Here is a 26574-nt window from a genome sequence, read left to right as displayed (position 1 = left end):
CTTTTGTCTGCTTTATTTATGCTCGACAACACCATCGATCAGTCCGTATGCCTTTGCTTCTTCAGCAGTCATATAATTGTCGCGGTCTGTGTCTTTTTCCACTACTTCATAAGGCTGTCCTGTGTTTTCTGCCAGGATCTCATTCAGAGTCCGCTTTGTCTGTGCAATATGATCTGCAACAATCTGAATCTCTGTTGCCTGACCCTGTGCACCGCCGGACGGCTGATGGATCATAATGGTAGAATGCGGCAGGGCAAATCTCTTGCCTTTGGTTCCTCCTGCCAGAAGGAATGCACCCATGCTGGCTGCCATTCCGAGACAAATGGTAGATACATCACATTTGATATACTTCATTGTATCGTAGATTGCCATACCAGCTGTTACAGATCCTCCCGGACTGTTGATATATAACTGAATGTCTTTACCAGGATCTTCTGCTTCCAGAAACAGGAGCTGTGCCACGATAATGCTGGCACTTACATCATTTACTTCCTCCCCGAGAAAGATAATACGGTCTTTCAGAAGACGGGAATAAATGTCATAACTTCTTTCGCCTCTGCTTGTCTGCTCAATGACATAAGGTACTAAACTCATATAAATATGCCTCCATTCGTCGCCTGACTGTGGATCATAATCGTTCTTGCTTAGGCTTCTTTTGCTTCGTCAGCTACGAGAGTTACAGCTTTCTGTACAGCCATATCTTTCTTCATCTGCTCTAATTCACGCTCGCCAAGCAGTTCTTTGATCTTGTCAGCTTCCATCTTGTATGCTTCAGCCATCTTGCTGATCTCTTCGTCAACTTCTTCCTGTGTCGGCTGAATGTTCTCAACTTCTGCAATTTTCTCAAGAACCAGTCTTGTCTGGATTCTCTTAAGAGCCTGCGGTTTCATTTCTTCCATCATCTTCTCAGCTGTCATTCCTGTAAACTGGAAGTACTGTTCCATTGTAAGTCCCTGAGACTGCATTCTTCTTGCAAAGTCATCCAGCATCTGACGTGTCTGAGTATCAACCATTGCATCCGGGATTTCCATCTCAGCGTTCTCGATTGCTTTGTCCACTGCTGCGTTTTCTTTTGCTGCACGTGCTTCTTTTTCTTTCTTTTCTGTCAGGTTCTTCTTGATGTCTTCTTTGTACTCTGCAAGAGTATCGAACTCAGAAGCATCCTGTGCAAAATCATCATCCAGTTCCGGAAGTTCTTTTGCTTCTACTTTCTTAACGTCACACTGGAATACAGCTTCCTTGCCAGCCAGTTCTTTAGCCTGGTATTCTTCCGGGAATGTAACCTTAACTTCTACGTGGTCTCCTTCTTTGGCACCAACGAGCTGATCTTCAAATCCCGGGATGAAGGATCCGGATCCAAGTGTCAGCGGATAGTCTGTTCCTTTGCCGCCTTCAAATGCTTCACCGTCAACAAATCCTTCGAAGTCGATGGTTGTGATGTCACCGTTCTCTGCTCCACGGTCTTCTACTGTAACTGTTCTGGAGTTTTTCTCCTGCTCTTTCTTAAGCTCAGCTTCAACATCCTCATCTGTTACTTCTGTCTCAGACTTCGGAACCTCTACACCTTTGTACTCACCAAGAGTAACTTCCGGTTTAACAGCTACTTCTGCTGTGAAGATGAAAGCTTTTCCAGGCTCAGCCTGTGTTACATCGATCTGCGGCTGAGATACGATCTCAAGTTCGCATTCCTCAAGAGCTTTGCTGTAGTGCTCCGGAATCAGAGCGTTTGCAGCATCCTCAAGGAAAATTCCCTTGCCGTACATCTGCTCGATCATTTTTCTTGGTGCTTTTCCTTTACGGAAGCCCGGAAGAGTGATTCTTCCTTTTGCTTTCTGGTATGCAGCCTGCATAGCCTTCTCTAAATCTTCAGCAGAAACTTCGATTGTAAGTTTTGCCATGTTTTTTTCCAGTTTTTCAACCTGTAAACTCATGTTTCCTGTTCCTCCTTAATTTGCGGGTAAAACCACTGATTATTCTATCTATTGCTTATCCCTGTCTGCAGATAATGCATACAGGAAGCTGTATCCCAATATCAAGAGATACAATTACAGTCATTATCGTAGTATAGCACAACAGGTATAAAAACACCAGTATTTTTTTGCAGAAAAGTCCTGTTTTGCCTTATTTCCGGGAATATACCACGGATTCTGCGATCTCGTCTGCCTTTTCGTCTCCGAGAAGCTGTCCGATGAGGCTTAAAGCAAAGTCTATAGCAGTTCCAAGCCCTCTGCTTGTCGTCACATTGCCATCGATGACAACACTCTCAAGTGATGGCTTCGCACCAGCCAGTCCTTCCATACAGGACGGATATGCGGTTGCATTTCTTCCTTCAAGGAAACCAAGGGAGGCAAGAACTGTCGGTGCCGCGCAGATTGCTGCTACTTTACCGCCCCTTCCGTAAAAATCTCTCAGAAGATCACAGAGCGGCTGATATTCTCCGAGATATTTGGTTCCCGGCATTCCTCCCGGAAGCACAAGCATATCTGCATCCGAAAAATCTGTTTCTTTGAACACTCTGTCTGTTTTCATCTCGATTCCATGGGATGTTGTGATCTCTCTGCTTTCCCTGATTGAGACAGTCTCTATGTCAATCCCCGCACGGCGCATCAGATCTACCACTGTCAGTCCTTCAATATCTTCAAATCCGTCTGCAAGAAAAATATAAACTTTTTTACTCATGAGAACCTCCGATTCTATACGTATTTTTTTCTGATATCATTTGTTAAGTATAGCATTTTTGAGAAAAAAGATATATACTAATCTACAAATTCTAATGAATATTTTTCCCAGATTTAAAGGAGAATCTAGTATGGAAATCGAAAGAAAATTTCTTATAAAAAAAGAACTGCTTCCGGCAGAGCTTGAAAGCTATCCATTTCACGAGATCGAGCAAGGCTATCTCTGCACAAATCCGGTCGTGCGGATCCGAAGACAGGATGACGAATATTATCTGACCTACAAATCAAAAGGCCTCCTGTCCAGGGAAGAATACAATCTTCCGCTGACCCAGGAAGCCTATGAACATCTCAGACCTAAGGCAGATGGAATTGTCATCTCCAAGACCCGCTATCTGATCCCGGAAAAAGACGGTCTGACAATCGAACTTGATATCTTTCACAAAGACTATGACGGTCTTTTTCTTGCTGAAGTTGAATTTTGTTCAGAAGAACAGGCCAACGCCTATGTTCCGCCGACATGGTTCGGTGAGGATGTCACCTACTCTTCTAAATATCACAACAGCACTCTGAGCAAAGGAAAATCCTAATCCTGCTCTTCTTCATCGCATTTCTTAAATGGTGAATGAGCCATATCGCTGTCCTCTGTCATCAGAAACTTCCTGATGGCAAAGAGGATGGCAATAGCGATGACACCGATCAGTGTCTGTGTCGTTTTCATATGCTCTACCACCATCTGTCTCGCCGTCGCAAACATCAGGACCTCAACCACCGTCTGTGCCGAATGCTGACAGAGCATCTTGACAAACTCGACTCCGACTACCAGCGACAGTGCATTTGCAAGAAACTGTGTAAAAAAGTCGATATCCATATCCATAATGGGTATCTCTGTGAGTTCGTAAATCAGCCGGACACCGGCCAGTGCGATTACGATCAGAATGACAATGGAAAGCACAATCTCTGTATAACGTGCAGCATTGTAGATCCACTCATTAAAGTGCTTCCGTATCCTGTGATTTACATTTTTGTTCATAAACCCTCCATAATATAATGCTCTGTTGAACAACTACAGTTTTAGCTTATCATGAGGATATATGCCCTGTCATGTCCTTTTATCCGTACATTCATTTTTATTTATAATGAACTTACGTTTAAAAAACCTTTGTGGTCCATTTGCTCATATCCCAGACTTCATTTACCACATCCTGATAAAATTCCGGTTCATGGCAGATCAGAAGAATACTTCCTCTGTATTCCCGGAGTGCACTTTTTAATGCTTCCTTTGCGTCCACATCCAGATGGTTTGTCGGCTCATCCAGAAGAAGAACATTGGTATCTCGATTAACCAGCTTGCAGAGACGGACCTTTGCCTGTTCTCCACCGCTCAGTACCCGTACCTGACTCTCAATATGCTTCGTGGTAAGACCGCATTTTGCAAGTGCTGAACGTACTTCATACTGTGTATAGGACGGGAATTCCTGCCACAATTCCTCGATACAGGTAGTCTTATTATCTCCCTTGACCTCCTGCTCAAAATATCCGAGCTGGAGATTTTCTCCTCTCTCACAGCTTCCCTTGAGTGACGGGATCAGTCCCAGGATACTCTTGAGCAGTGTTGTTTTTCCAATTCCGTTGGTTCCGACCAGAGCGATCTTCTGTCCGCGTTCCATGGTGAAGTTCAGAGGTTTTGATAATGGCTCATCATAGCCGATCACCAGATCATGCGTCTCAAAAAGCAGCTTACCCGGGGTACGTCCATAGCGGAAATGGAATTCCGGCTTCGGCTTCTCCGCCGCCAGTTCGATCACATCCATCTTGTCCAGCTTTTTCTGCCTGGACATTGCCATATTTCTTGTAGATACACGGGCCTTGTTTCTCGCCACAAAATCCTTCAGTTCACTGATCTCCTGCTGCTGACGGCGGTACGCAGCCTCAAGCTGTGCTTTCTTCACTGCATAGACCTCCTGGAAATGATCATAATCACCCACATAACGGTTCAGTTCCTGGTTTTCCATATGATAGATGATGTTGACCACCTCATTTAGAAATGGAATGTCATGAGAAATAAGAATAAAAGCGTTCTCATAATCGAGAAGATAACGTTTCAGCCATGCGATATGCTCTTCGTCGAGATAATTGGTTGGCTCATCCAGAAGAAGAATATCCGGTTTCTCCAACAGCAGCTTGCCGAGGAGCACCTTGGTCCTCTGACCACCGCTCAAGTCTGTCACATCCCGTTCAAGTCCCAGGTCCAGAAGCCCAAGTGCTCTGGCAACCTCCTCTACTTTTGCATCGATCACATAAAAATCATGCAGTGTCAGTTCATCCTGGATCGTCCCGAGTTCTTCCATAAGTGTATTCATCTCTTCTTCATCTACACTGCCCAAAAGGTCACAGATTTCATTCATCCTCTGCTCTTTCTGAAGAAGCGGGTCAAACGCAGATTTCAGAACTTCCTGGATCGTCATCCCTTTCTCAAGGACAGCATGCTGATCCAGATATCCTGCATGAACATTCTTTGCCCATTCTACCTTGCCCTCATCCGGCATCAGTTTCCCTGTAACAATACTCATAAAAGTAGACTTACCTTCGCCGTTGGCCCCAACAAGTCCGATATGCTCTCCTTTCAGGAGTCTGAAAGAAACATCTGCAAAAATGGCCCTGTCGCCAAACCCATGTGTCAGATGTTCTACATTTAATATGCTCATAGTTCATTCTCTCTTTCATTCATACTGATATCTCGTATTATAGCCGAAGCCCGACAGCAAATGCAACCTGTTTTGCATCTCTTATATTGAGACAGAAAAAACGACCATACTTTTGCGTACAGCCGTTTTCTGTATATTGATCTTTTTATTCAGTTTCGTTAAATACTTTCTTATCGAGTGCACCATTCTGATGAGCAACGATCGTTGTGCAGACCGCATCACCTGTGATGTTGACTGCTGTTCTTGTCATATCAAGAATTCGGTCGATACCCATGATCAGACCGATGGCTTCAACCGGAAGTCCGACAGAATTAAATACCATGGTCAGTGTTACAAGACCAACACTTGGAACACCTGCTGTACCGATAGAAGCGAGGGTTGCTGTTCCGACAACGGTCACGTAATCCATCGGTGTCAGATGAATACCAAATGCCTGTGCCGCAAACACAACCGCAACACCCTGCATGATGGAGGTACCATCCATATTGATGGTCGCACCAAGCGGAATGGTAAAGGAAGAAATCTTCTTTGATACACCGATTTTCTTGGAAAGTGTATCAATAGAAAGCGGAATGGTCGCATTGGATGTCGCTGTTGAGAATGCGAATGCCATAACCGGGAAGAACTTCTTGATAAATCGGATCGGATTCAGCCCTGTAAATATCTTCAGCAGAATCTGATATACACCGAAACACTGGATTGCCAGTGCAAGCAGTACACCGATCATATATTTTGCCAGCGGAATAAAAGCACTGAAACCGATGTTTGCAAAGGTACGGCTGATCAGGCAGAAAACTCCGATCGGAGCAAGGCTCATGATCATCATGGTCATTTCCATCATAATATCATTGAACTGACTGAAAAAGTTTGCTACTGTCTCGGCACGTTCTCCCATCTTTGCAAGGATCACACCAATGATCAGTGCAAATACAATTACCTGCAGCATGGTTCCGCTTGCCAGAGAATTGATCGGATTATCCGGAATGATATTCAGGATCGTATCTGTCAGAGATGTAGCCTCCATCGTCTCCACAGAAGCTGCGGAGGTCTGGATCGCACTCATATCGAGTCCAACGCCAGGATTAAGCAGATTACCTACAGAAAGTGCGACAACAACTGCCAGCGCTGTCGTAAACAGATAAAATACCAGTGTTCTTACACCAACGGTTCCAAGCTTCTTGGTATCTCCGATTGCCATACTTCCGCAGACCAGAGAGCAGAATACCAGCGGTACAACCAGCATCTTCATCAGACGGATAAAGCCCTGTCCGATCACATACAGAATACCTTCTACGATCACATCTTTCTTAAAGCTGCTGTCCGGAACCAGATAGCAGAGTACAATACCCAGGATCGCACCTGCAAGCAGGGCAATAAAGATCTTGGTAGTCAGGCCAAGTGCCTTTTTGTTCGGAGTTTTTGTTTTTACGTTTTTTTCTTTCATCTCAGTCCTCCGTTCTTTCATCCATGTATACCTTCAGTGACTCTTTCCAGTCAGGCATATTGTACATTTCAATAATACGAAGGATAAAGTTATCCAAAACTGCATACGGAGGTCTTACAGAAGAAAGATCTGACTGTTCCGTTGGAACGGCTTTAAGCTTCATACTTTTTCCTGCAAGCTTCAGAATTTCCTGTGCAAACTCATATCGGCTGCATACTCCTGTGCAGGTCACATGGTAGGTTCCATACTCGTTGGTGCTGATCAGATACAGGATCATCTTTGCCAGATCCTCTGCGCTTGTCGGAGATCCAAACTGATCAGATGCAACGGATAACGGGTTTCCCTTATCTGCCGCTTCCAGAACACGGTTTACAAAGTTATTGCCTTTATGGCCATACACCCAGTTGCTTCGAATGATAAAGTGCTTATGTGTAAATTCTTTGACATAATTCTCACCGGCTCTCTTAGATCTTCCATAAACAGTCAGCGGATTTGTATCATCAAATTCCGTATAAGGTTTCTTACTCTTTCCATCAAACACATCGTCTGTGGAAATCTGTACGATCTTTGAGCCACATTTACGGGCTACGATACTTAAGTTTCTTGCACCAAGTGCGTTGACACGATATGCGTGTTCCGGATTTTTTTCACATTCATCCGTATTTGTGATACCTGTACAGTTGATGATCACATCCGGGCGGTTGATCGTACCGAAATTAAGGACTTCATCCGTATCGGTAATGTCCAGCTCATCAATATCTGTATTCAGAGCCTCGATTTCCATCGGATCAAGCATGTCATTCAGTGCACGGCCAATCTGTCCATTTGCACCTGCAATCCAGACTTTTAACATCTCTCTGTTTCCTCCTCATAATAAATTACGGTGCTGATTCAGATCAAATCAGCACCGCTTCAATCTACATTCGCAAATATTTTATCAATTGTGTATATCCATGTCAAGAAAAAACATATTTTTCCTGTCATTTTGGACATATACAAATTCTTCAGACTCTGGCCTCTTTTCTTACAGACTGCATGGCTGCAAGCCTGTCGATCGTCTTGTTGCAGATGATCGTATAGACAGCACCAAATACATTGGCTCCGATACGAAGTGCTACTGCCGCCGGCATTCCGAATAATCCCGCCGCAATGGACAGTGCACCAAACGTATTGAACGCTGTCTGCCATGCATAACCTGCTGAATATCCGACACCAATTCCCCCGATCATTCCAATATACGGATACATGGATTCCGGAAGAATCAGGTACAGTACAACAAACAGGGCACATCCCACGATGTTGAACATTCCTCTCTTTCCGACACGTCCCATACAGTCTTCCGTAAACGGAAGACATACAGACATACAGGCAATTCCTGCCCACATTGCTCTCGGCAGTCCAAGAAGATTCATAAAGAGCATCGCACTGGAAACAATAAGGGTCAGTTTGAGATACCATCTGCCCCGCGCAGAATGCAGGTCAAATTCACGAAACAGATCCAGAAAGGTTCTTCTGTACGGACGGTTTTTCTGGTTTTTGTAAAAAATGATCATACACAGGATCATTCCCACTGCAAGCCCTTCTACTCGCCTGATATATTCTGCTCCTGTCACATCGTAACCAAGCAACAGCAGATATCCAAGAACAAAGGTAGAATGGTTATACATAATCACATTATGACATCCCAGAATCATCAAAAGAAGGATTGCGGCCACATTTACGACAAATGCCGGCAGCGGTGACAGCATATTGGAAACTCTCGGCGCAATCATCAGAATCCCGTAGATGCCTGCTATGGAAAGCAGTCCATGTGAGGTCCTGATTCCAAAATCTGCCTGTCTGAGAACAAGAACTGCGAGCAGCACGGTAACTCCTACAACACTGTTTGCACTTCCGGTCAGCTTGCTGTACAGAGAAACTACTGCGACGCAAAATGCCATCACAAGGTAAACTTTGAAATTATAGATCAGAATGTGTCTTCGTTTTTCTTTTGGATCTGTGGTGTTTTTGATCAGCTGCTTCGACCCGGCCGAGCTCAGCTGAAGTTCCTGATAAAAAGTCATAATTCTCGCTCCTTACTTTGAAAAGTGTAGAGAACTATACCGCAAAATGCCACAAAGGTCAAGTGGAAATTTGTAAATCCAATCCTTATACGCCACTATCTTGGATTCAATCATTTCCAGATAAAGGTTATAACCATCTCCGCCCCAAAGGGAAGTATTAGTTGCATTGACAATTTTCACTTATCTGAAGTCCGATATTCTCGTACGCATTGTTCTATGATATAATGCTTATGTTGTCCAACCGATACCCGGCAACGGGAGGAGGTGAACCGCATGGATATTATAATCTCGTTTCTTGTCTCCTGTACGGCAAGCATAATTGCCTACTATGTTTGCAAATGGCTAGATGGCGGCAAGTAGGACAGCTCTAACCTAGTGGTTTCTTATCCACTATAATAAAATAAGAAGAAAGCCCAAGAAGCTGCAACTTCGAGGGCTTTCACTCTTTTGTCCGCATGGACTTATAATCTCTTTTGCCTATGGCAATTATATCATATGCATTTTTTGTTTGCAATATCTCAATATATTTTTTCAATGTGCTACGCTTCAAAATCCACCACTTTTTTAGAAAATTTCAGTAATCTCAGATATAAGAAAAACCCCGGAAAATCAAGGCTTTCCGAGGTTTTAATAGTTTTCTGTATTCGATTGAAATTATCGTTTAGAGAACTGCGGTGCTCTACGAGCTGCTTTGAGACCGTATTTCTTACGTTCTTTCATACGTGGATCACGAGTAAGGAATCCAGCTGCTTTGAGAACTGGTCTGTACTCTGCGTCTGCCTCAAGAAGGGCTCTTGCAACACCATGTCTGATGGCACCAGCCTGTCCTGTGTATCCGCCACCTTTAACGTTAACGAGAACGTCAAATTTACCATCTGTTTCTGTTGCAGCCAGTGGCTGACGAACGATAACTTTCAGAGTCTCTAATCCGAAGTACTCATCGATATCTCTTTTATTGATTGTGATTTTGCCTGTACCAGGTGTAAGGTAAACTCTTGCGATTGATTTCTTTCTTCTTCCTGTTCCGTAGAATTTTGCGCTAGCCAATGTCTCCTACCTCCTATTAAAATGTTAAGGTTTCCGGTTTCTGAGCTTCATGCTTGTGCTCTGGTCCGGCATAAACGAAAAGTTTCTTGTACATGGTTCTTCCCAGAGGTCCTTTTGGAAGCATACCTTTAACAGCCAGCTCGATAACCTTCTCCGGTTTCTTAGCCATCATTTCTTTTAATGTGGTTTCTTTCATTCCACCAACATAGTCGGAGTGATGATAGTAAATCTTCTGATCCATTTTCTTACCTGTAACTTTGATCTTGTCAGCGTTAACAACGATCACATAGTCACCTGTATCTACGTGTGGTGTAAACTGAGGTTTGTTCTTTCCTCTTAATACGCTTGCAACACCAGATGCCAGACGGCCCAGTGTACAGCCTTCAGCGTCAACTACATACCATTTTCTTTCGATTTTATCTGGATTAGCCATATAAGTCTGCATGGTTTTACCTCCTGTTATTTATCAACGATAGTTTGTTTAATCACGTTCATCCGTGATGTCATATATAATTCCTGGTGATCAGTGCAAATATATACTGCGGAAATGTCCGAAACCGCTGATAAAAAACACCTTTGCCGGGGCTTTGGCTCAGGAGTCATCGCACTACGTCACATTGGGTAATTCTACTATAACGTTCTTCATCTGTCAACAGTTTTTTCCCAGTTTTTCGATATTTTTTTCAATAGACACCGCTGCCCTCTTCTCATGCTTGTATCATCGCTGTTTTGCACTTATAATGAAAGAAAAAAGCTGCAGCCGTATAACATATCCACAAAAAGAAACGGAGGAATTGCACTTGTCCAATATAACCAAACATGCTCTGGAAGAATCCCTCAAAAGACTTCTTCTCAAAAAACCCCTGACAAAAATTACGATTAACGATCTCACTACAGACTGTGGAATCAGCAGAATGACTTTTTATTATCATTTTAAGGACATCTATGATCTGGTCGAATGGGCCTGCCTCGAAGAATCCACACGGGCTCTCCAGGGTAAAAAGACATACAGCACCTGGGAGGAAGGACTTCTGCAGATTTTTGAGGCCGTTTATGAAAACAAAGCTTTTATTATGAATGCCTATAATTCTCTGAGCCGCGAACAGATCGAAAACTTCCTTTTTCGTCTGACCCACGATCTGATCATGGGCGTGGTGGAGGAACGCTCTGTCGGGACTTCCATCACGGAAGCTCAGAAGAATTTCATTGCAGATTTTTATAAGTACAGTTTTGTCGGAATCCTGCTCGACTGGATCCATCAGGGAATGAAGGCTGATTACACTTCTATCTGTACAGATATGTGTACGACTCTGCATGGAAATATCTCAAATTCCATCAAAAACTTTACAAATTCGACAGAATGATAAGTTTTTGCTCATTTCGCTTTTTTTGTAAATTGAAAATTATCCAAAATGGCAATACTATGTAGACAGAAACAAACAATACCGTTCACAGATCATTATAAACACATGAAAGGTGGTTTTTTATATGTCTAAAAAAGGATTAAAACTTGGTGTTGCACTCGCAGCAGGAGCCGGAGCAGCTGCCATGCTTGCAAAGACTTCTCAGGAAAACAAGGAGATCAAAGAAACCAAAGCAAAAAAGGCCAAAGCTGCAAGAGCTGATTACCGCAATACAGAACGCGGCAAATACGAAAAGAACAGCAAAGGCATCTACTATACCAACGGTAACTATGAGGCATTTGCCCGCCCGGAGAAACCGGAAGGCGTAGATGACAAACACGCATATATCGTAGGAAGCGGTCTTGCTTCTCTCGCTGCTGCCTGCTTCCTCGTTCGTGATGCCCAGATGCCAGGCTCCCATATCCATATTCTGGAGGCTATGGACATTGCCGGCGGTGCCTGCGACGGCATCTTCGATCCGACCCGCGGCTATGTCATGAGAGGCGGACGTGAAATGGAAAACCATTTCGAATGTCTCTGGGATCTGTTCCGCAGTATTCCTTCCATTGAAACACCTGCTGTTTCCGTACTGGATGAATATTACTGGCTGAACAAACATGACCCTAACTATTCTCTCTGCCGTGCGACTGTAAACCGCGGAGAGGATGCTCACACAGATGGTAAATTTAACCTCAGCCAGAAAGGCTGTATGGAAATCATGAAACTCTTCATGACAAAAGACGAAGACCTCTACGATAAGACCATCGAAGATGTTTTCGACGACGAAGTATTTGATTCCACTTTCTGGCTGTACTGGAGAACCATGTTCGCATTTGAAAACTGGCACAGTGCCCTGGAGATGAAGCTTTATTTCCAGCGTTTCATCCATCACATTGCTGGACTTCCGGATTTCAGTGCTCTGAAATTCACCAAATATAATCAGTATGATTCCCTGATTCTTCCTATGCAGAAATATCTGGAAGATGCTGGTGTTGATTTCCAGTTCAACACAGAAGTTACCAATGTTATCTTTGATTTCAAGGATGACAAGAAGATTGCCTCTGCGATCGAATGCAAAGTAAATGGTGTAGAAAAAGGCATTGTCCTTACCGAAAATGACCTCGTATTTGTTACCAACGGAAGCTGTACAGAAGGCACGATCTATGGTGATCAGAACCATGCACCAAACGGTGATGCCGAGGTTCGTACAAGCGGCTGCTGGTCCCTCTGGAAAAATATCGCAGTGCAGGATCCGTCCTTCGGACATCCAGAAAAATTCTGCTCCGATATCAGCAAGACCAACTGGGAATCTGCAACAGTCACAACTCTGGATGACAAGATCATTCCATATATCACCGATATCTGCAAACGTGATCCTCGTACCGGCAAGGTTGTTACCGGCGGTATTGTAAGCTGCCAAGATTCCAAGTGGCTCTTAAGCTGGACCATCAACCGTCAGGGACAGTTCAAGGATCAGGATAAAGATAAAGTCTGCGTATGGGTTTATGGTCTGTTCACAGACGTACCTGGAGACTATATCAAGAAACCTATGAAGGATTGTACCGGTAAAGAGATCACCGCAGAATGGCTGTATCACCTTGGTGTTCCAGAAGATCAGATTGATGAACTCGCTGAGCACAGTGCAGTGTGTGTACCGACCATGATGCCTTATATCACCGCATTCTTCATGCCAAGAACCAAGGGTGACCGCCCGGATGTAATCCCGGATGGCTGTGTAAACTTCGCTTTCCTCGGCCAGTTCGCAGATACACCTCGTGACACTGTATTTACCACAGAGTACTCTGTCAGAACTGCTATGGAAGCTGTTTACGGACTTCTCGGTGTTGACCGTGGTGTACCGGAAGTATGGGGAAGCGTTTACGATATCCGTGAGCTCTTAAGTAGCAGCGTCAAACTGATGGATGGCAAATCCCCACTGGAGCTCGACATTCCTGGAGCAAACCTTATCCTGAAACCAGTACTTCATTTCATCAAGGGAACTGTGATCGAGAAAGTCTTAAGAGACTACGATGTACTGAAGGATGATATGTAACATCTTTCTCTGTTTCGTACAAACATTAAAAATTGCAATATTTCTATAATATATGTTACTGCATCTGGATCTTATCTATGATATCCTAATAATACACACATATTCAAAAAATCCTGGAACAGGTCAGAAGACCTGCTCCAGGATTTTTTAATATCACTTATGTCTATCTTTTATTTTAGAGATTATAGTAGAAAATTTTTCACCTTCCACCCCGAAATTTTCACGCTCTTTCTTTCGGGATGTGCGGTTTTTGTTTATGTAAGATTTAAAAGCATATTTTGTTTCAGCCCAGAAGGTTAGTAAAGAAACACCTTTTTCTCTGTCGTGCTTTGAGGGAAACAGCACATACAGCAGAAGTGTGATCAGCACACCTCCACCAGTATCAAGGATGCGGGCTATTGTGTATGGGAGTACCCGCTCCGTACCTACTGTATAGATCACGACAAAATAAATAACACTTCCAGGCTGAATCGCTGAGTCTGCACCCAGTGCAAAATTGCACCAGATCACAAGACACAGACCGGAAACAAGCCATATCCAGTCAGGAACCCCGAAGGGCTGACTGGTATACAATTCATAGAAAGGAATCACCAGGAGACCTCCAACCAAAGTACCGATCACCCGATTGATTCCGTTGTGGAAGCCCTCTTCAAACTGGCTTCCTACCGCGTAGACTGCACCGATTAATGCAAAACACGGATTTCGTTCGCTTAGGAGGTATTCGTAAACTATGGCAGTGATCAATACTGCCAGAGCAGTACGCCACATCCTCGCCCGAACCCGGGGAGATTTGAAATTTTTAAGTGGCGTAAGCTGCCATTTGTCTGGCACCTGTGCTCTGTCCAGCATTTCCTGCGGTCCAAATCCAAATGCCATATCTATATCTTTCCCTTATTAAAGTCTCTTATGGCAGGTACGTGCGATAACATCAAGCTGCTGTTTCTTTGTCAGGGAAATAAACTTAACGGCGTATCCAGAAACACGGATTGTAAAGTTCTGATACTCTTCTTTTTCCGGATGTTCCATTGCATCGATCAGTTTCTCGGTTCCAAACACATTGACATTCAGATGATGAGCATCCTGTGAGAAGTATCCGTCAAGGATGTTTACCAGATTTTCTTTGCGCTCTTTTTCTTCATGTCCCAGTGCATCCGGGTTGATCGTCTGTGTATTGGAAATACCATCCAGTGCCCAGTGATACGGAATCTTTGCAACAGAGTTCAGGGAAGCAAGAAGTCCGTTCTGCTCTGCGCCATAAGACGGTGAAGCTCCTGGTGCAAAGGAAGTGTATGCTTTACGTCCGTCCGGTGTAGCTCCTGTAGCCTCTCCATATACTACATTGGAAGTAATGGTCAGTATAGAAGTACTCGGTTTGGAGTCACGGTATGTGTGACGACGGCGGATTTTGTCAAAGAAGGTACGCAGAAGCCAGGTTGCAATCTCATCTGCACGCGGATCATCATTTCCGTAGCGTGGGAAGTCTCCCTCAATCTCGAAGTCTTTTGTGATGCCTTCTTCGTCACGGATAATCTTAACTTTGGCATATTTAATCGCACTGAGGGAATCTACAACGTGTGAGAATCCTGCAATACCTGTTGCAAAGGAACGTTCACAGTCATTATCGATCAGAGCCATCTCTGCTGCTTCATAGTAGTATTTATCATGCATGTAGTGGATCAGATTGAGCACATTTACATAAATGTCTGCGAGCCAGTCCATCCACCAGTCAAATTTCTCAACCACTTCATCATAATCAGCATATTCAGAAGTAATTTTTGCCATTGCCGGTCCACACTGGATTCTGTGTTTCTCGTCGAAACCACCATTGAATGCGTACAGCAGTGTTTTTGCAAGGTTTGCACGGGCACCGAAGAGCTGGATCTCTTTACCTGTCTTTGTTGCGGAAACACAGCAGCAGATAGAATAGTCATCTCCCCATTCCGGTTTCATAACTTCGTCATTCTCATACTGGATGGAACTTGTATCAACGGAGATCTTAGCCGCATATTCTTTGAAAGCTCTCGGAAGGTTCGGGCTGTAAAGAACGGTAAGGTTCGGTTCCGGGCTTGGTCCCATGTTTTCCAGAGTATGAAGGAAACGATAGTCTGTCTTTGTTACCATATGGCGTCCGTCCAGACTTGTTCCGCCAACTTCCAGGGTTACCCAGGTCGGGTCACCTGAGAATAACTGGTTGTATTCCGGAATACGTGCGAATTTTACCATTCTGAACTTCATGGTCATGTGGTCGATCAGTTCCTGTGCCTCATCTTCTGTGAGGATTCCTTTTTCGATATCACGCTGAATGTAAATATCCAGGAATGTGGAAATACGTCCGACACTCATTGCTGCTCCGTTCTGTGTCTTGACTGCTGCCAGATATCCGAAATACAGCCACTGAACTGCTTCGCGGGCATTTTTTGCCGGTCTGGAGATATCGTATCCATAGATCTCAGCCATCTTCTTCATCTCATTGAGAGCTTTGAGCTGCTGGCTGATTTCCTCACGCATACGGATGACATCATCGTACATGTTTCCGCAGCCTGCACGGTAATGAGCTACTTTTTTTGCCTCGATCAGACGATCGATTCCGTAAAGAGCCACTCGACGATAGTCACCTACGATACGTCCGCGTCCGTAAGTATCCGGAAGACCTGTTACAACGTGTGTCTTTCTTGCAAGACGCATTTCCGGAGTGTATGCACCAAAAACAGCATCGTTATGAGTTGTCACATAAGTTGTAAAGATTTTTTTGAGTTCCGGATTAATCTCATATCCGTAAGTCTCGGCAGCCTGAACCGCCATGCGGATACCACCATACGGCATGAATGCACGTTTCAGAGGTTTGTCTGTCTGTAAACCTACGATCTGCTCCAGGTCTTTCAGTTCTTCACTGATATATCCAGGTCCATACGCGGTCAGACCGGAAACAACCTCTGTTTCACACTCCAGAACACCGCCTTTTTCTCTCTCTTCTTTCTGCAGCTTCTGAACATGGTCCCATAATTTTTCAGTTTTCTCAGTCGCATCTGCCAGAAAACTCTCATCTCCATCATATGGTGTATAGTTTTTCTGAATGAAATCACGAACGTTGATTTCTTCCTGCCAGATTTCTCCGCGGAAACCGTCCCATGCTCCTTTGCTGTCAAACTTTCCAGGTTTTGTCATTGGCATTGCCTGTATCCTCCTTCTTTGCTTTGCGTTTCCTTTGATGCACTTATTATATCCACATATTTTCGATAATAACAAATCATTGATACGTATGGTACTATAGAAAAAACTTATGGACTTTTAAAGAAACAATATTACTGCGAACAGTTACCAAACAATCCGTGTTTTAATAAAACGGAAACATCAGCGGCATCAGAAAGATTGTCATTAATGCAAGGATCAGTGCCAGCGGCGTTCCGCATTTCAGATAATCTTTAAATGTATACCCGCCTGGTTCAATGATCATGATCTGACACGGAGCTGCCATCGGAGTCATAATTGAAATGCAGCTTGCAGTAAGGACACCGACAACTGCCGCACGTGGATCCACACCAATCTTAAGGCAGGCAGATGTGACCAGCGGAATAAAAATCGTCAGCGTTGCAAGGTTTGACATTACCTGTGTAAGCAAGAACGGAATCATGAAAAATACGGTCATCATAATATATGGATTTGCTGTATCACCAAGGATCCGGATCATCAGATCAGCCACAAGGTCACCGGCTCCGGTCACTTTGATCGCATCAGAAAGAGACAGCACCCCTGCAAACAAAAAGATCGTCGGCTGATGAATCGAATTCAGTGCTTCCTTTTCGGAAAGAACACCAGTAAGTACTAAAAGAACAGCTCCAATACATGCGATAAGATACATTTTTACGCCAATCACATTTTCAAACAGCATCAGGACAATTGTGCCAAGAACAATGATCAGAGCGAGTTTTTCTTTAAAGGGACTCAGTTTTTCAGATGTCTCTGCTCCGTGTACGCTGTCATCAAATTTGCTGTTGTCAATATCCGGCATCAGTTTATGACCAATAAAAACCATGTAGGCAATTGCAACAGCAAGCAGTGGAATTCGTGCGATGGTAAAATCCCATACATGCAGTGCATGTGGTGCGCCGCCTTCCATCATGATATCGTTCCAGGTCATGTTGCTGGCACCCTGTCCCAGAAAAGTCATGGAAGTAGCAACATTTGCACATGCCATAGCCGGAAAAAGAAGTTTACTGCGGCTGGTTCCAATATCATTGGCAATTCCAACAAGAAGCGGAATCATAATGGCAGCAGTTGCTGTTGCATTTGTGATACACGCCATAAGAGATGCAGCCAGACAGGATAACAGGATCAGCATACGTGGATTCTCTTTATAACGGATAACAAGATTCTGTGCATGATCGATCAGCTTTGTCTTGGTAAGTCCCGCACCGATCACAAACATCGCAACAAACATAACAACATTTGTGTTAACAAATCCGCTGAATGCTTCTTCGGGGGTTCTGACTCCTGTCAGGATAAGTGCGATCATGATTCCGGATGAAATAACTGCAATCGGAATTTTACCTGACGCAAAAGCAATGATCGTTACCAGCAGGATCACTAAGGTAATTTGTAAGGGTGTCATACTTTTCTCCTTTGCATATGATAATATTTTAACAATAAATACAATCATATCTCAGGGTTTACTCAAAGTACAGTTCGCTTTTTTCAAGATATCTTTCGTTTCACTCAAGATTATCTGACTTGTTTACAAATAATTTTATACAATTTCTGAATTTCTTTTCGGAAAACCGTGTCTTTCATAAAAACCAGATTCAGTTCTGTATGCAGCGGCTTTTCACCGACAGAAAGCGGAAGAATCCTGTCTGAAAAAAGGCTGTTGAAAATCATATGATCCAGCGTGATCATAACTGCCTGATTGCAGGCAACGCAGGCAAGTCCTGTGCGGGTTCCGCTGATTTGATAACCGATATTTGGAATTAACTCATTACGAGCATAAAGTTCATCAGCTTCCTGACGAAATGTCGTACCCGGGAGCTGCATTACGTTTTCTTCTTCTGCACATTTCGACAGGTCAATCCACGGATATCGAAATCCTTCACGTAATACAGCCTGTGTTATGAGTGGATGATTCTTTTCTACAGCAATAACAGTTTCGCAGGATTTTACCAGTTGATATTCATAGTCAGAATTTCTTTTATCCGTTGTAGCAAGAATCACATCCACTTCCTGTCTGCGAAGCATTTCCATAAGGTTTGTTGCCGAATATTCCTGAAGAACTATTTTCATATCCGGATAAGTCTTCCTGAACACAGGAAGGACTTTATCCAGGACTACTGTAGAAAATGAAGGCTGTACACCTATCTGAATTACTTTATTACTGATATTGGCAAAATGCTGCATCTGCTGATTCAGTTCCAGTTGAAGCTGTTCTATTTCCCGACATTTCTGAATGTAGTATTTTCCGGCTTCTGTCGGAACAAAACGTTTCCCGACCCGATGAAACAAAAGAACATTCAACTCATTTTCTCTTGCCTGCACAAATCTGCTCAGTGCTGAAGGAGTAATGTAAAGTTTATTAGCAGCTTTCGTAATCCCACCGCATCGGGCAACTTCCAGAATATATTGTATATTTTTATCCATAAGCAATCTCCTCCTAACAGATTTTCCGTTAATTCTCTTTTTTTCTTTTTACCTGCTGCATCGCCAATTGTCAATCCGTCATTACCAGATAATATCGATGAACTGAAAAAAGAACAAAAAAAGAGACACACATTCCTGTATGTCCCTCTGCATAAATTCATATATTCATAAGATTCCTGTTTCTGATCTCTTCCAGCTTATCGAATGCTCTCCGGATATTCCACACCCTCCGGAAGCGGCTGCCATTCGTTCAGACCGAGACTCTGCTTGAACTTCGCCTGCTCAAGAGTGATCTTCGGAAGATCATCCTTAAGGTAATCCAAAAGTTCTGCGATTCCCTCTCTCGTCACGTTGTTGACCTCGAAGATCCGCTCACATCCCATGTTCTCCATCCACTGACGTACCATTGGAAGATTGGCATTCGGTGAATCTACCTTCGTGATGATTCCAATCAACGGTCTCAAAAGGAAACATCTGCTTCCGTCACTGAAAAGGTTAAAGGGTTCGTTCGCAGCCTGCACGATCGCGATCACATCTGCCTCGAAGGAAAAACAGGCAAGTCCAACGCTGAAATGCTTTGACTCCGCATATTCTCCCGGGGAATCGATCGTATCTTCATTTGAGTTTGTATACTGGGTTTTGTGATAATGAAGCTCTTCGCCTTTCAACGCCTGTGTCAGAGAAGTCTTACCTGCCTCACTCCGTCCCATCAAGAAAATTTTTTTCATTTTATGTCCTGTCCTGTATCAGCTTTTGTGTATCTCACATACATCAAAGTTCAGCTCATCACGGAAAAATCTCACAACTTCCTCTATTGCAGTCAGTACCTGGGATAATCCACCCAATATAATAAGTGCACCACCAAAACGATCCATAAATCCGACTTCAACATCTGCCGCCTTGACAGCCACATCCGTGGCAACCACAACAGCCTCCCACGGTGTCATACGGATGATGCCGATAGACTGTCCTGTATGATCCTCGCCCTCATGTACGCCTATGTCCAATGCAAGATTCTTATAAACAACTGAGTCCGAAGGAGTAAATACATGTGCAAAATCAATCGACTTGCCAGGAACCCGCACTCGAGTCATACGCAGCTTTCTGCCCTTCAGATTCTCATAGTCGTCATGAAAAAGTCTCTCAAGAAGTTCCTCTCGCGTTATTCGTTCTTCCATGCCTTACTTCCTATCTCTTGGTAATCTTACAAACCACATAGCCCAGAGTATCACGGAAATAATCCACAACCTCTGTCATTGCTGACATAACATCGGAAATCTCCCCTGTGATGATCATAGTTCCTGTGAAACGATCTGCAAATCCAAGATATACGTTACCACTCTTTACTGCAATGTCAGATGCGATAACCGCTGACTCTGATGGTGTCATATTCATAATTCCAATTGCAGATGAACGATAGTCAACCTGCGGATTCAGTCCGAGTTTCTGATATATGATAGGAGCCGGCCCCCCCATTACATGTGCAAAGGTAATCTCCTTACCAGCTACCGTTTCCTGTACGATTCTGATCTGATCGTTATGTTCATTTGCCATTGACAGTTCCTCACTTTCAGATAATACGTAAAATTTCACGAAATATTCTCTACCTAGTATTTCTACTATACTATTTAAGCATCCTGATGTCAAGGTGATTTTCCAAAAACTCAGCAAAAAACAACTTATTTCAAAAACTAAATCCACATAAAACAACATTATATTTTCTTTACTTCTTTTAAAACTAACAAAAAACAACTGCTCCGGATTTCTCCAGAACAGCTGCCTCTGCTGGTTTCTTTATTCAGTTCATTTCCTGTATCTTTTCTGATATCTTAAGAAGAGGTTCTGCCCCTCTTCCCAGGATACGGACCGCCGCATCTCCACTTGCTATCCGGGTGACACCTCCCTCTACATCCGGTGTTTCGTCCAGAAGTTCCCGAACCGCACTGATCCAGGATTCTGATTTTTCGATATTAAAAAAGACCAGGTTCAGAAGATGGGTAAATCCCTCATACATCCCCATTCCGCTCATCTCAAAGAATTCCGGATCATATCTGGTATTATCCAGATAGATCAGTTTTCCTTCTTCACGGACTGCAACATGATTATGATATAAACGGTAAGCAAATGCCTCACCGCAGGCTGCTCTTCCGCAGGAGAGAATTTCCTGAAACAAAAGTCGGGAGGTTTTTTCCTTCAATTCTATTTCAAGATGGTTCTCAAATGCCGAGTCCCTAAATGGAATTGTCGGAAGCGGTGCATATTTCAGGAATGCCTCCGGCTCTACAACAATCTTTGTTTCGCGTCTTGCCATTCCCTCTTTCATTTTGTGGATCTTTTCATATGCCTGTGACAGATATTCCAGACTGGTGCCGGGATTCACATGGATATCGAATTTCTGTACATCCCCCTCCATGATTCCGGCCGATGCCGAAAGAACCATCACCTGCATATAATCCTCTCGAAGATAAAAAGGAAGCATCACCTTGAAAGGCGCTGTAAAAAACACATCGCTCAATACGGCTTTTCCGTCTCTAAGTTCTGTTTCCAGTCTTACCTCCGATGTCTTTCCAAATTTATTCTCTGCTGTCACTCTTTAACATCCTTCCAGAAGTACATTTTTTTTGATCCATTCGATCACGGCATCTGTGCCGTCCAGTCCACGGATATTGGTAAAGAGAAATGGTCTATCACCGCGCATTTTTCTGGAATCCCTGTCCATAACAGAAAGATCAGCCCCGACATACGGTGCAAGATCAATCTTATTAATGACAAGAAGATCTGATTTGGTGATTCCAGGACCGCCTTTACGCGGGATCTTGTCACCTTCTGCAACATCAATAACAAAAATCGTCGCATCTACCAGTTCCGGACTGAAGGTTGCAGAAAGATTGTCTCCTCCACTTTCAATAAACAGAATCTGAATATCCGGGAATTTTTCCATCATTTCCTCAACTGCTTCCAGGTTCATGGAAGCATCTTCACGAATCGCAGTATGAGGACAGCCGCCGGTTTCCACACCTGTGATTCTTTCTCTCGGAAGAACGGAGTTTTTGCTTAAAAATTCCGCATCTTCCTTTGTATAGATATCATTGGTTATAACGCCAATGCTGTATTCAGAAGCCATCTGTCTTGTAAGACATTCGATCAGGGCAGTTTTGCCGGAACCAACCGGTCCTGCCACACCAATTTTTACATATGACATTTTTCCTCATCCTCTCATTTTTGAAGTTTTATCGTAACTATTCAGAAGGTAGTAGCCCTGGTATCAGGACATATAAATCCTTGAATACAAACCTTCATGCTGCATACAGCGAAGATCAAATCCCGGTCCTGAAAGTCCGAGCCATTCTTCTCCTAGTTCTGTCACTTTTTTTGTCAGTTCCTGCAGAAGTGGATAGCATCCGCTTAAGAGCTTCTGACCGGAAGACTGACTTAATGGAATCGTTTTTACGCAGTTTGTGACCATCGCAGAGGTCTGTGCATAGATAAAATGTTCCAGTGCTTCGTTTTCGGCGATTCCTGCCGCTCCACAGAAGACACCATAGGCCACCGCGTGATGCACGCTTTTTCCCTTTCGTGCCTCTCTGTATTTATCAAAAATACTGTTCTGTACAGGAAGCTCCAGTGCCGACAGGGTCTTGATAAATCTGGATCCCAGTTTTCTGCTTGCCTCTCTTGTCTCACGCGGGATCTTCCCGGCTTCCATGATCTCTTCCAGACGGGAAATTGCTTCCAGATCCTCTCTGAGGGCATATTCAAAGGCAAGTCTCACTGCCATAAATTCATTGTACGAAAAATTATATTTCAGACGCTTGTGGATAAATTCCTGTGCACTGTCCTCATCGTGGACAATCCCCTTCTGGATATAGGTTTCCAGACCATAGGAATGTGAATATCCGCCGATTGGAAATAATGCATCATTTACCTGAAGCAGAAAAAATTTCGCTGTTCCTTCTGTCATAGACGTACCTCCTAGTGGGTATGAGAATGTACGGAAGCTGAAATTCTTCTGTCAAAATCCAGTTTGGATTCTTTTACCTCTGTGGAAACACCGTGAAGTTTATCCAGCATCACTTTCATCGGTTCATTGTAAGGAGTGATAAAGGTTCCCTCTTCTGCTCCCCAGAACAGTGGTGCATGACGATTTCCGATCTCATAGCACACCTTTGCAACCATATGTGGATGATGTTTGTCTACTGTGACAACAATAACCTCACAGGGAGGGATATTTACCGCATACACGGTATCACCCTCCACTGCAAGAACATCATCCTGATTCAGACCCCTGGTCAGCACAGAATCATCCAGACGGATGCCGAGTTCTGTGCCTCCCTGACTTGTTTTTCTGTGAAGCTTCTTAAACGCTTCATCCCAGTGGATATCCACGTAATCTACTTTTTTTCCGGAGAACTCCTCATCTGTCAGTTTTCCCAGAATTTTTTCACAAATCATTGTATGTTCCTCCTCGCGGATTTTTTTACCATTTTCCGATCAGCATCAGTACACCTGGAATCCAGGCTGTCACAATACCTTCAAACACCTGAAGTGCCGGAACGAATTTGCCAAGCTTTTTGCCCATGATGTCTTCTACAAAAGAAGTTCCCCAGAGAATCGCCCAGAGATACCAGATCGCTGCCCAGCGGATATCCGGCTGGATTCCAAGAGCTGAGCTTCCGACAAAGCCTTCCAGTGTTCCAAATACCACTGCATTAATCGCTACAAATGTAGAGAACCATGCAAATGGAATACTGCTCAGTTTAAAGATATTGTTGATTGCTACAAACAGGTAGGTAAAGCAGAACAGAAGTCCTGTTCCTGCCGCATAATAGTTTCCCTGCACAAGATTTACAAAGTTGATGAACAGGGATAAGCCTCCCGTAAAAATATTCATCACTGCGAGGGATTTTCCATCGACTTTATAAAAGTTGCAGATACCGTTGTTGATCAGGACAATTCCTACAAATAATAAACAAACACCTAACATTTATGCCCTCCTCAGTAAGTTATCAGAATAAGTTATACAGCTGTGTCAGCGGAAGTTTTGTGGCCGGTTTTGATGTGATGCTGACACCATCGGCTTTTACCTCGTAAGTTTCCGGATCCACTGTGATCTCCGGTGTCTTATCATTAAATACCATATCTTTCTTTCCGATGTTTCGGCAGTTCTCTACCGGAACAACTGTTTTTTCCAGGCCGTATTTTGCCTTGACATCCTCTTCCATGGCTGCCTTTGATACGAAGGTCAGGCAGGAAGCATATTTTGCTTTTCCATGTGCTGCAAACATAGGCTGATAGAATACCGGCTGAGTGGTTGGGATAGAAGCATTGGCATCACCCATCTTGGATGCGATGATCATACCGCCCTTGATGACCATATCTGGTTTTGCTCCAAAGAATGCCGGATTCCAGAGAACAAGGTCTGCAAATTTTCCTGGCTCTACAGATCCAACATATTCAGAAATACCATGTGTGATCGCCGGGTTGATCGTGTATTTGGAGATATATCTCTTTACACGGAAGTTGTCATTTCCATGGCCTTCATCTTCCGGAAGAGGACCTCTTTCCCCTTTCATCTTACTTGCAGTCTGCCAGGTACGGGTGATAACCTCTCCGATACGTCCCATGGCCTGGGAATCAGAACTCATCATACTGAACACACCCATGTCGTGAAGCACATCCTCTGCTGCGATGGTTTCCGGACGGATACGGGAATCTGCAAAAGCAACATCCTCCGGGATCTTTTTGTCAAGGTGATGGCACACCATCAGCATATCCAGATGCTCGTCCAGAGTATTTACAGTAAATGGCATTGTCGGGTTTGTGGAAGAAGGAAGGATATTCGGTGTTGCTGCCGCCTTGATGATGTCCGGTGCATGTCCGCCGCCGGCACCCTCCGTATGGTATGTATGGATGGTTCTTCCACCGATGGCATTGATGGTATCCTCAACACATCCACCCTCATTCAGAGTATCTGTATGGATGGCCACCTGCACATCATATTCATCTGCTACATTCAGACAATGATCGATAACTGCCGGAGTTGCACCCCAGTCCTCATGGATCTTAAGTCCCATAGCACCTGCTTTGACCTGTTCGATCAGCGGCTTCTCATCGGAGCAGTTTCCTTTTCCAAGGAATCCAAGGTTCATCGGATATTCCTCTGCTGCCTTAAGCATCATTTCCATGTTCCATGGTCCAGGAGTACAGGTTGTCGCATTCGTTCCATCTGCCGGACCGGTTCCTCCACCGATCATTGTTGTCACGCCGGAATACAGTGCACAGTCGATCTGCTGCGGGCAGATAAAGTGGATATGCGTATCAATACCACCAGCTGTCACAATCATACCTTCTCCTGCAAGAGCCTCCGTAGAAGCACCTACCGTCATACCCGGTGTCACACCGTCCATCACGCTTGGGTTTCCTGCCTTACCGATTCCTTTGATCTTGCCGTCCTTGATACCGATATCTGCTTTGACGATTCCTGTACTGTCCACGATCAGAGCGTTTGTGATAACGAGATCAAGATCTCCGTCTGCACTGGTTGTCTTAACAGACTGTCCCATACCGTCACGGATGGTCTTACCGCCTCCGAATTTAATTTCATCACCATAAGTGGTATAGTCTTTTTCTACCTCAATGATCAGATCTGTATCCGCCAGACGTACCTTATCTCCAGCTGTCGGGCCATACATCATTGCATATTTTTCACCGGAAATTTTTACACTCATGAATCTGTTTCCTCCTTTTAGAATTACGCTTTTGGCATAAAGCCTTTTGTGCGGGCGTTATTAAGAGCTGCTTCTTTGTTGACTTCTGAAATCTGTGCACAGGTCAGGTCGTTCAGACCAAATACCCTCTTCGTTCCGCCAATTGCAGTAAGCTGGACTTCTTTTTCTTCACCCGGTTCAAAACGTACAGAAGTTCCTGACGGAATGTCCAGATGAAAACCATATGCTTTTTCTCTGTCAAATTTGAGATAACGGTTTACCTCAAAGAAATGGAAATGTGAGCCTACCTGAATCGGACGGTCTCCAGTGTTTGCTACCTTGATCGTAACCACAGGTTTTCCCTCGTTTAAAGTAATTTCTCTGTCCAATGGAATGATTTCACCAATTTTCATCGTTGTCCTCCTTTACTGAATCGGATTATGTACTGTCACAAGTTTGGTTCCATCCGGAAATGTCGCCTCTACCTGTACTTCATGCACCATGTCTGCAACGCCGTCCATAACATCGGCCTTTGTCAGCATTTTGGTTCCAAGCTGCATCAGTTCCACTACTTCTTTGCCGTCTCTTGCCAGTTCAAGAAGCTCGGAGCTGATATAGGCAACTGCTTCCACATAATTCAATTTCACGCCTCGTTCCTTCCGCTCTTTTGCCAGATTTCCTGCCATATGGAGCATAAGCTTTTCCTGTTCCTTTGGATTTAAACGCATTACATTTCCTCCTTTTGAGTATTTAGAAAATAAAAAAAGCAGGCAAAGAAATCCTCTATAGACTTCTTTGTCTGCTTAGTTCCTCTCGGAATAGAACACATTATAGCATTCCCATTTG

Annotated in this window: 28 protein-coding genes; 3 read left to right on the top strand and 25 right to left on the bottom strand. The window is 43.9% G+C overall.

The genetic code is table 11. The features are described 5' to 3' along the window. Window positions 1–12: 12 nt before the first annotated feature. The 3 genes from clpP to GT674_RS00330 form a co-directional block, all read right to left on the bottom strand. Window positions 13–594, bottom strand: a complete 582-nt coding sequence (gene clpP / locus GT674_RS00340) for an ATP-dependent Clp endopeptidase proteolytic subunit ClpP (RefSeq protein WP_022214226.1) — start codon at window positions 592–594, stop codon at window positions 13–15. A gap of 50 nt (window positions 595–644) precedes the next feature. After that, window positions 645–1931, bottom strand: a complete 1287-nt coding sequence (tig, locus tag GT674_RS00335) for a trigger factor (protein WP_161283843.1) — start codon at window positions 1929–1931, stop codon at window positions 645–647. Between the two features lie 190 nt (window positions 1932–2121). Then, window positions 2122–2679 (bottom strand): DJ-1 family glyoxalase III, encoded by a 558-nt coding sequence (locus GT674_RS00330; RefSeq protein WP_161283842.1) that lies wholly within the window; start codon window positions 2677–2679, stop codon window positions 2122–2124. A 130-nt stretch (window positions 2680–2809) separates the two neighbouring features. Between GT674_RS00330 and GT674_RS00325 the strand changes: the two genes are divergently transcribed. After that, window positions 2810–3265 carry a CYTH domain-containing protein gene (locus GT674_RS00325; RefSeq protein WP_161283841.1) on the top strand — a complete coding sequence of 152 codons (456 nt, stop codon included), beginning with the start codon at window positions 2810–2812 and terminating at the stop codon, window positions 3263–3265. Here the strand turns inward: GT674_RS00325 and GT674_RS00320 are convergent. The 7 genes from GT674_RS00320 to rplM form a co-directional block, all read right to left on the bottom strand. After that, window positions 3262–3708: a transporter gene (locus GT674_RS00320; protein WP_161283840.1), complete on the bottom strand. Its 447-nt coding sequence runs from the start codon at window positions 3706–3708 to the stop codon at window positions 3262–3264. The genes GT674_RS00325 and GT674_RS00320 overlap by 4 nt on opposite strands. Before the next feature lie 118 nt (window positions 3709–3826). Continuing rightward, a complete protein-coding gene (locus GT674_RS00315; protein WP_161283839.1) occupies window positions 3827–5383 on the bottom strand; it encodes an ABC-F family ATP-binding cassette domain-containing protein in 1557 nt (518 codons plus the stop codon). A 145-nt stretch (window positions 5384–5528) separates the two neighbouring features. Further along, complete coding sequence (locus GT674_RS00310) at window positions 5529–6827, bottom strand: dicarboxylate/amino acid:cation symporter (protein ID WP_161283838.1); 1299 nt, start codon at window positions 6825–6827, stop codon at window positions 5529–5531. 1 nt (window position 6828) lies between these two features. After that, window positions 6829–7680, bottom strand: a complete 852-nt coding sequence (gene rfbD / locus GT674_RS00305; RefSeq protein ID WP_161283837.1) for a dTDP-4-dehydrorhamnose reductase — start codon at window positions 7678–7680, stop codon at window positions 6829–6831. Window positions 7681–7831: 151 nt separating this feature from the next. Further along, entirely contained in the window at window positions 7832–8890 is a 1059-nt protein-coding gene (locus GT674_RS00300) for an FUSC family protein (RefSeq protein WP_161283836.1), read from the bottom strand. 654 nt (window positions 8891–9544) lie between these two features. After that, on the bottom strand, window positions 9545–9937 hold the full coding sequence (gene rpsI, locus GT674_RS00295) for a 30S ribosomal protein S9 (protein ID WP_161283835.1): 393 nt from the start codon (window positions 9935–9937) through the stop codon (window positions 9545–9547). Between the two features lie 16 nt (window positions 9938–9953). After that, window positions 9954–10382 carry a 50S ribosomal protein L13 gene (gene rplM, locus GT674_RS00290; protein WP_161283834.1) on the bottom strand — a complete coding sequence of 143 codons (429 nt, stop codon included), beginning with the start codon at window positions 10380–10382 and terminating at the stop codon, window positions 9954–9956. Between the two features lie 355 nt (window positions 10383–10737). Between rplM and GT674_RS00285 the strand changes: the two genes are divergently transcribed. Beyond that, window positions 10738–11301: a TetR/AcrR family transcriptional regulator gene (locus tag GT674_RS00285; protein WP_161283833.1), complete on the top strand. Its 564-nt coding sequence runs from the start codon at window positions 10738–10740 to the stop codon at window positions 11299–11301. A gap of 124 nt (window positions 11302–11425) precedes the next feature. Then, window positions 11426–13393 carry an oleate hydratase gene (locus tag GT674_RS00280; protein ID WP_161283832.1) on the top strand — a complete coding sequence of 656 codons (1968 nt, stop codon included), beginning with the start codon at window positions 11426–11428 and terminating at the stop codon, window positions 13391–13393. Window positions 13394–13546: 153 nt separating this feature from the next. Here the strand turns inward: GT674_RS00280 and GT674_RS00275 are convergent, their stop codons facing one another. The 15 genes from GT674_RS00275 to ureA all read right to left on the bottom strand — a co-directional run bounded on the left by GT674_RS00275 (window position 13547) and on the right by ureA (window position 26456). After that, window positions 13547–14269: an FUSC family protein gene (locus tag GT674_RS00275; RefSeq protein ID WP_161283831.1), complete on the bottom strand. Its 723-nt coding sequence runs from the start codon at window positions 14267–14269 to the stop codon at window positions 13547–13549. 18 nt (window positions 14270–14287) lie between these two features. Then, a complete protein-coding gene (gene pflB / locus GT674_RS00270; RefSeq protein WP_178637702.1) occupies window positions 14288–16564 on the bottom strand; it encodes a formate C-acetyltransferase in 2277 nt (758 codons plus the stop codon). A 163-nt stretch (window positions 16565–16727) separates the two neighbouring features. Then, window positions 16728–18002, bottom strand: a complete 1275-nt coding sequence (locus GT674_RS00265; RefSeq protein WP_243149004.1) for an SLC13 family permease — start codon at window positions 18000–18002, stop codon at window positions 16728–16730. 110 nt (window positions 18003–18112) lie between these two features. After that, the gene (locus GT674_RS00260; protein WP_161283829.1) at window positions 18113–19021 is read right to left on the bottom strand and encodes a LysR family transcriptional regulator; all 909 of its coding nucleotides are present in this window, start codon (window positions 19019–19021) and stop codon (window positions 18113–18115) included. Window positions 19022–19218: 197 nt separating this feature from the next. Next, window positions 19219–19749: a EutP/PduV family microcompartment system protein gene (locus GT674_RS00255; RefSeq protein WP_161283828.1), complete on the bottom strand. Its 531-nt coding sequence runs from the start codon at window positions 19747–19749 to the stop codon at window positions 19219–19221. 18 nt (window positions 19750–19767) lie between these two features. Then, on the bottom strand, window positions 19768–20199 hold the full coding sequence (locus GT674_RS00250; RefSeq protein WP_161283827.1) for a BMC domain-containing protein: 432 nt from the start codon (window positions 20197–20199) through the stop codon (window positions 19768–19770). A gap of 10 nt (window positions 20200–20209) precedes the next feature. Next, on the bottom strand, window positions 20210–20575 hold the full coding sequence (locus GT674_RS00245; RefSeq protein ID WP_161283826.1) for a BMC domain-containing protein: 366 nt from the start codon (window positions 20573–20575) through the stop codon (window positions 20210–20212). 244 nt (window positions 20576–20819) lie between these two features. After that, window positions 20820–21611 (bottom strand): urease accessory protein UreD, encoded by a 792-nt coding sequence (locus GT674_RS00240; RefSeq protein WP_161283825.1) that lies wholly within the window; start codon window positions 21609–21611, stop codon window positions 20820–20822. Between the two features lie 3 nt (window positions 21612–21614). Then, the gene (gene ureG / locus GT674_RS00235) at window positions 21615–22223 is read right to left on the bottom strand and encodes an urease accessory protein UreG (protein ID WP_161283824.1); all 609 of its coding nucleotides are present in this window, start codon (window positions 22221–22223) and stop codon (window positions 21615–21617) included. Between the two features lie 63 nt (window positions 22224–22286). Continuing rightward, window positions 22287–22982: an urease accessory protein UreF gene (locus tag GT674_RS00230; protein WP_161283823.1), complete on the bottom strand. Its 696-nt coding sequence runs from the start codon at window positions 22980–22982 to the stop codon at window positions 22287–22289. Window positions 22983–22993: 11 nt separating this feature from the next. Continuing rightward, complete coding sequence (locus GT674_RS00225) at window positions 22994–23473, bottom strand: urease accessory protein UreE (protein WP_161283822.1); 480 nt, start codon at window positions 23471–23473, stop codon at window positions 22994–22996. Between the two features lie 25 nt (window positions 23474–23498). Continuing rightward, window positions 23499–24005 (bottom strand): AmiS/UreI family transporter, encoded by a 507-nt coding sequence (locus GT674_RS00220; protein ID WP_161283821.1) that lies wholly within the window; start codon window positions 24003–24005, stop codon window positions 23499–23501. A gap of 22 nt (window positions 24006–24027) precedes the next feature. Further along, entirely contained in the window at window positions 24028–25749 is a 1722-nt protein-coding gene (gene ureB, locus GT674_RS00215; protein WP_161283820.1) for an urease subunit beta, read from the bottom strand. Between the two features lie 23 nt (window positions 25750–25772). Beyond that, complete coding sequence (ureB, locus tag GT674_RS00210) at window positions 25773–26141, bottom strand: urease subunit beta (RefSeq protein ID WP_161283819.1); 369 nt, start codon at window positions 26139–26141, stop codon at window positions 25773–25775. A 12-nt stretch (window positions 26142–26153) separates the two neighbouring features. Beyond that, a complete protein-coding gene (gene ureA, locus GT674_RS00205) occupies window positions 26154–26456 on the bottom strand; it encodes an urease subunit gamma (protein ID WP_161283818.1) in 303 nt (100 codons plus the stop codon). Window positions 26457–26574 lie beyond the last annotated feature (118 nt).

Source organism: Blautia sp. BIOML-A1 (genome assembly GCF_009883055.1).
Taxonomy (GTDB): domain Bacteria; phylum Bacillota; class Clostridia; order Lachnospirales; family Lachnospiraceae; genus Blautia_A.
This window is presented reverse-complemented; position numbering and strand designations above follow the sequence as displayed.

Excerpts from the sequence above, each read along its gene's own strand:
- GT674_RS00315 (WP_161283839.1), bottom strand. The coding sequence starts at position 5,383 with ATGAGCATATTAAATGTAGAACATCTGACACATGGGTTTGGCGACAGG.
- GT674_RS00280 (WP_161283832.1), top strand. The coding sequence starts at position 11,426 with ATGTCTAAAAAAGGATTAAAACTTGGTGTTGCACTCGCAGCAGGAGCC.
- rplM (WP_161283834.1), bottom strand. The coding sequence starts at position 10,382 with ATGCAGACTTATATGGCTAATCCAGATAAAATCGAAAGAAAATGGTAT.
- GT674_RS00330 (WP_161283842.1), bottom strand. The coding sequence starts at position 2,679 with ATGAGTAAAAAAGTTTATATTTTTCTTGCAGACGGATTTGAAGATATT.
- GT674_RS00220 (WP_161283821.1), bottom strand. The coding sequence starts at position 24,005 with ATGTTAGGTGTTTGTTTATTATTTGTAGGAATTGTCCTGATCAACAAC.
- GT674_RS00250 (WP_161283827.1), bottom strand. The coding sequence starts at position 20,199 with ATGGAAGAACGAATAACGCGAGAGGAACTTCTTGAGAGACTTTTTCAT.
- GT674_RS00325 (WP_161283841.1), top strand. The coding sequence starts at position 2,810 with ATGGAAATCGAAAGAAAATTTCTTATAAAAAAAGAACTGCTTCCGGCA.
- tig (WP_161283843.1), bottom strand. The coding sequence starts at position 1,931 with ATGAGTTTACAGGTTGAAAAACTGGAAAAAAACATGGCAAAACTTACA.
- ureB (WP_161283820.1), bottom strand. The coding sequence starts at position 25,749 with ATGAGTGTAAAAATTTCCGGTGAAAAATATGCAATGATGTATGGCCCG.
- ureG (WP_161283824.1), bottom strand. The coding sequence starts at position 22,223 with ATGTCATATGTAAAAATTGGTGTGGCAGGACCGGTTGGTTCCGGCAAA.
- ureA (WP_161283818.1), bottom strand. The coding sequence starts at position 26,456 with ATGCGTTTAAATCCAAAGGAACAGGAAAAGCTTATGCTCCATATGGCA.
- pflB (WP_178637702.1), bottom strand. The coding sequence starts at position 16,564 with ATGCCAATGACAAAACCTGGAAAGTTTGACAGCAAAGGAGCATGGGAC.
- GT674_RS00275 (WP_161283831.1), bottom strand. The coding sequence starts at position 14,269 with ATGGCATTTGGATTTGGACCGCAGGAAATGCTGGACAGAGCACAGGTG.
- GT674_RS00300 (WP_161283836.1), bottom strand. The coding sequence starts at position 8,890 with ATGACTTTTTATCAGGAACTTCAGCTGAGCTCGGCCGGGTCGAAGCAG.
- GT674_RS00230 (WP_161283823.1), bottom strand. The coding sequence starts at position 22,982 with ATGACAGAAGGAACAGCGAAATTTTTTCTGCTTCAGGTAAATGATGCA.
- ureB (WP_161283819.1), bottom strand. The coding sequence starts at position 26,141 with ATGAAAATTGGTGAAATCATTCCATTGGACAGAGAAATTACTTTAAAC.
- GT674_RS00265 (WP_243149004.1), bottom strand. The coding sequence starts at position 18,002 with ATGACACCCTTACAAATTACCTTAGTGATCCTGCTGGTAACGATCATT.
- clpP (WP_022214226.1), bottom strand. The coding sequence starts at position 594 with ATGAGTTTAGTACCTTATGTCATTGAGCAGACAAGCAGAGGCGAAAGA.
- rfbD (WP_161283837.1), bottom strand. The coding sequence starts at position 7,680 with ATGTTAAAAGTCTGGATTGCAGGTGCAAATGGACAGATTGGCCGTGCA.
- GT674_RS00310 (WP_161283838.1), bottom strand. The coding sequence starts at position 6,827 with ATGAAAGAAAAAAACGTAAAAACAAAAACTCCGAACAAAAAGGCACTT.
- GT674_RS00320 (WP_161283840.1), bottom strand. The coding sequence starts at position 3,708 with ATGAACAAAAATGTAAATCACAGGATACGGAAGCACTTTAATGAGTGG.
- GT674_RS00260 (WP_161283829.1), bottom strand. The coding sequence starts at position 19,021 with ATGGATAAAAATATACAATATATTCTGGAAGTTGCCCGATGCGGTGGG.
- GT674_RS00255 (WP_161283828.1), bottom strand. The coding sequence starts at position 19,749 with ATGAAAAAAATTTTCTTGATGGGACGGAGTGAGGCAGGTAAGACTTCT.
- GT674_RS00245 (WP_161283826.1), bottom strand. The coding sequence starts at position 20,575 with ATGGCAAATGAACATAACGATCAGATCAGAATCGTACAGGAAACGGTA.
- GT674_RS00225 (WP_161283822.1), bottom strand. The coding sequence starts at position 23,473 with ATGATTTGTGAAAAAATTCTGGGAAAACTGACAGATGAGGAGTTCTCC.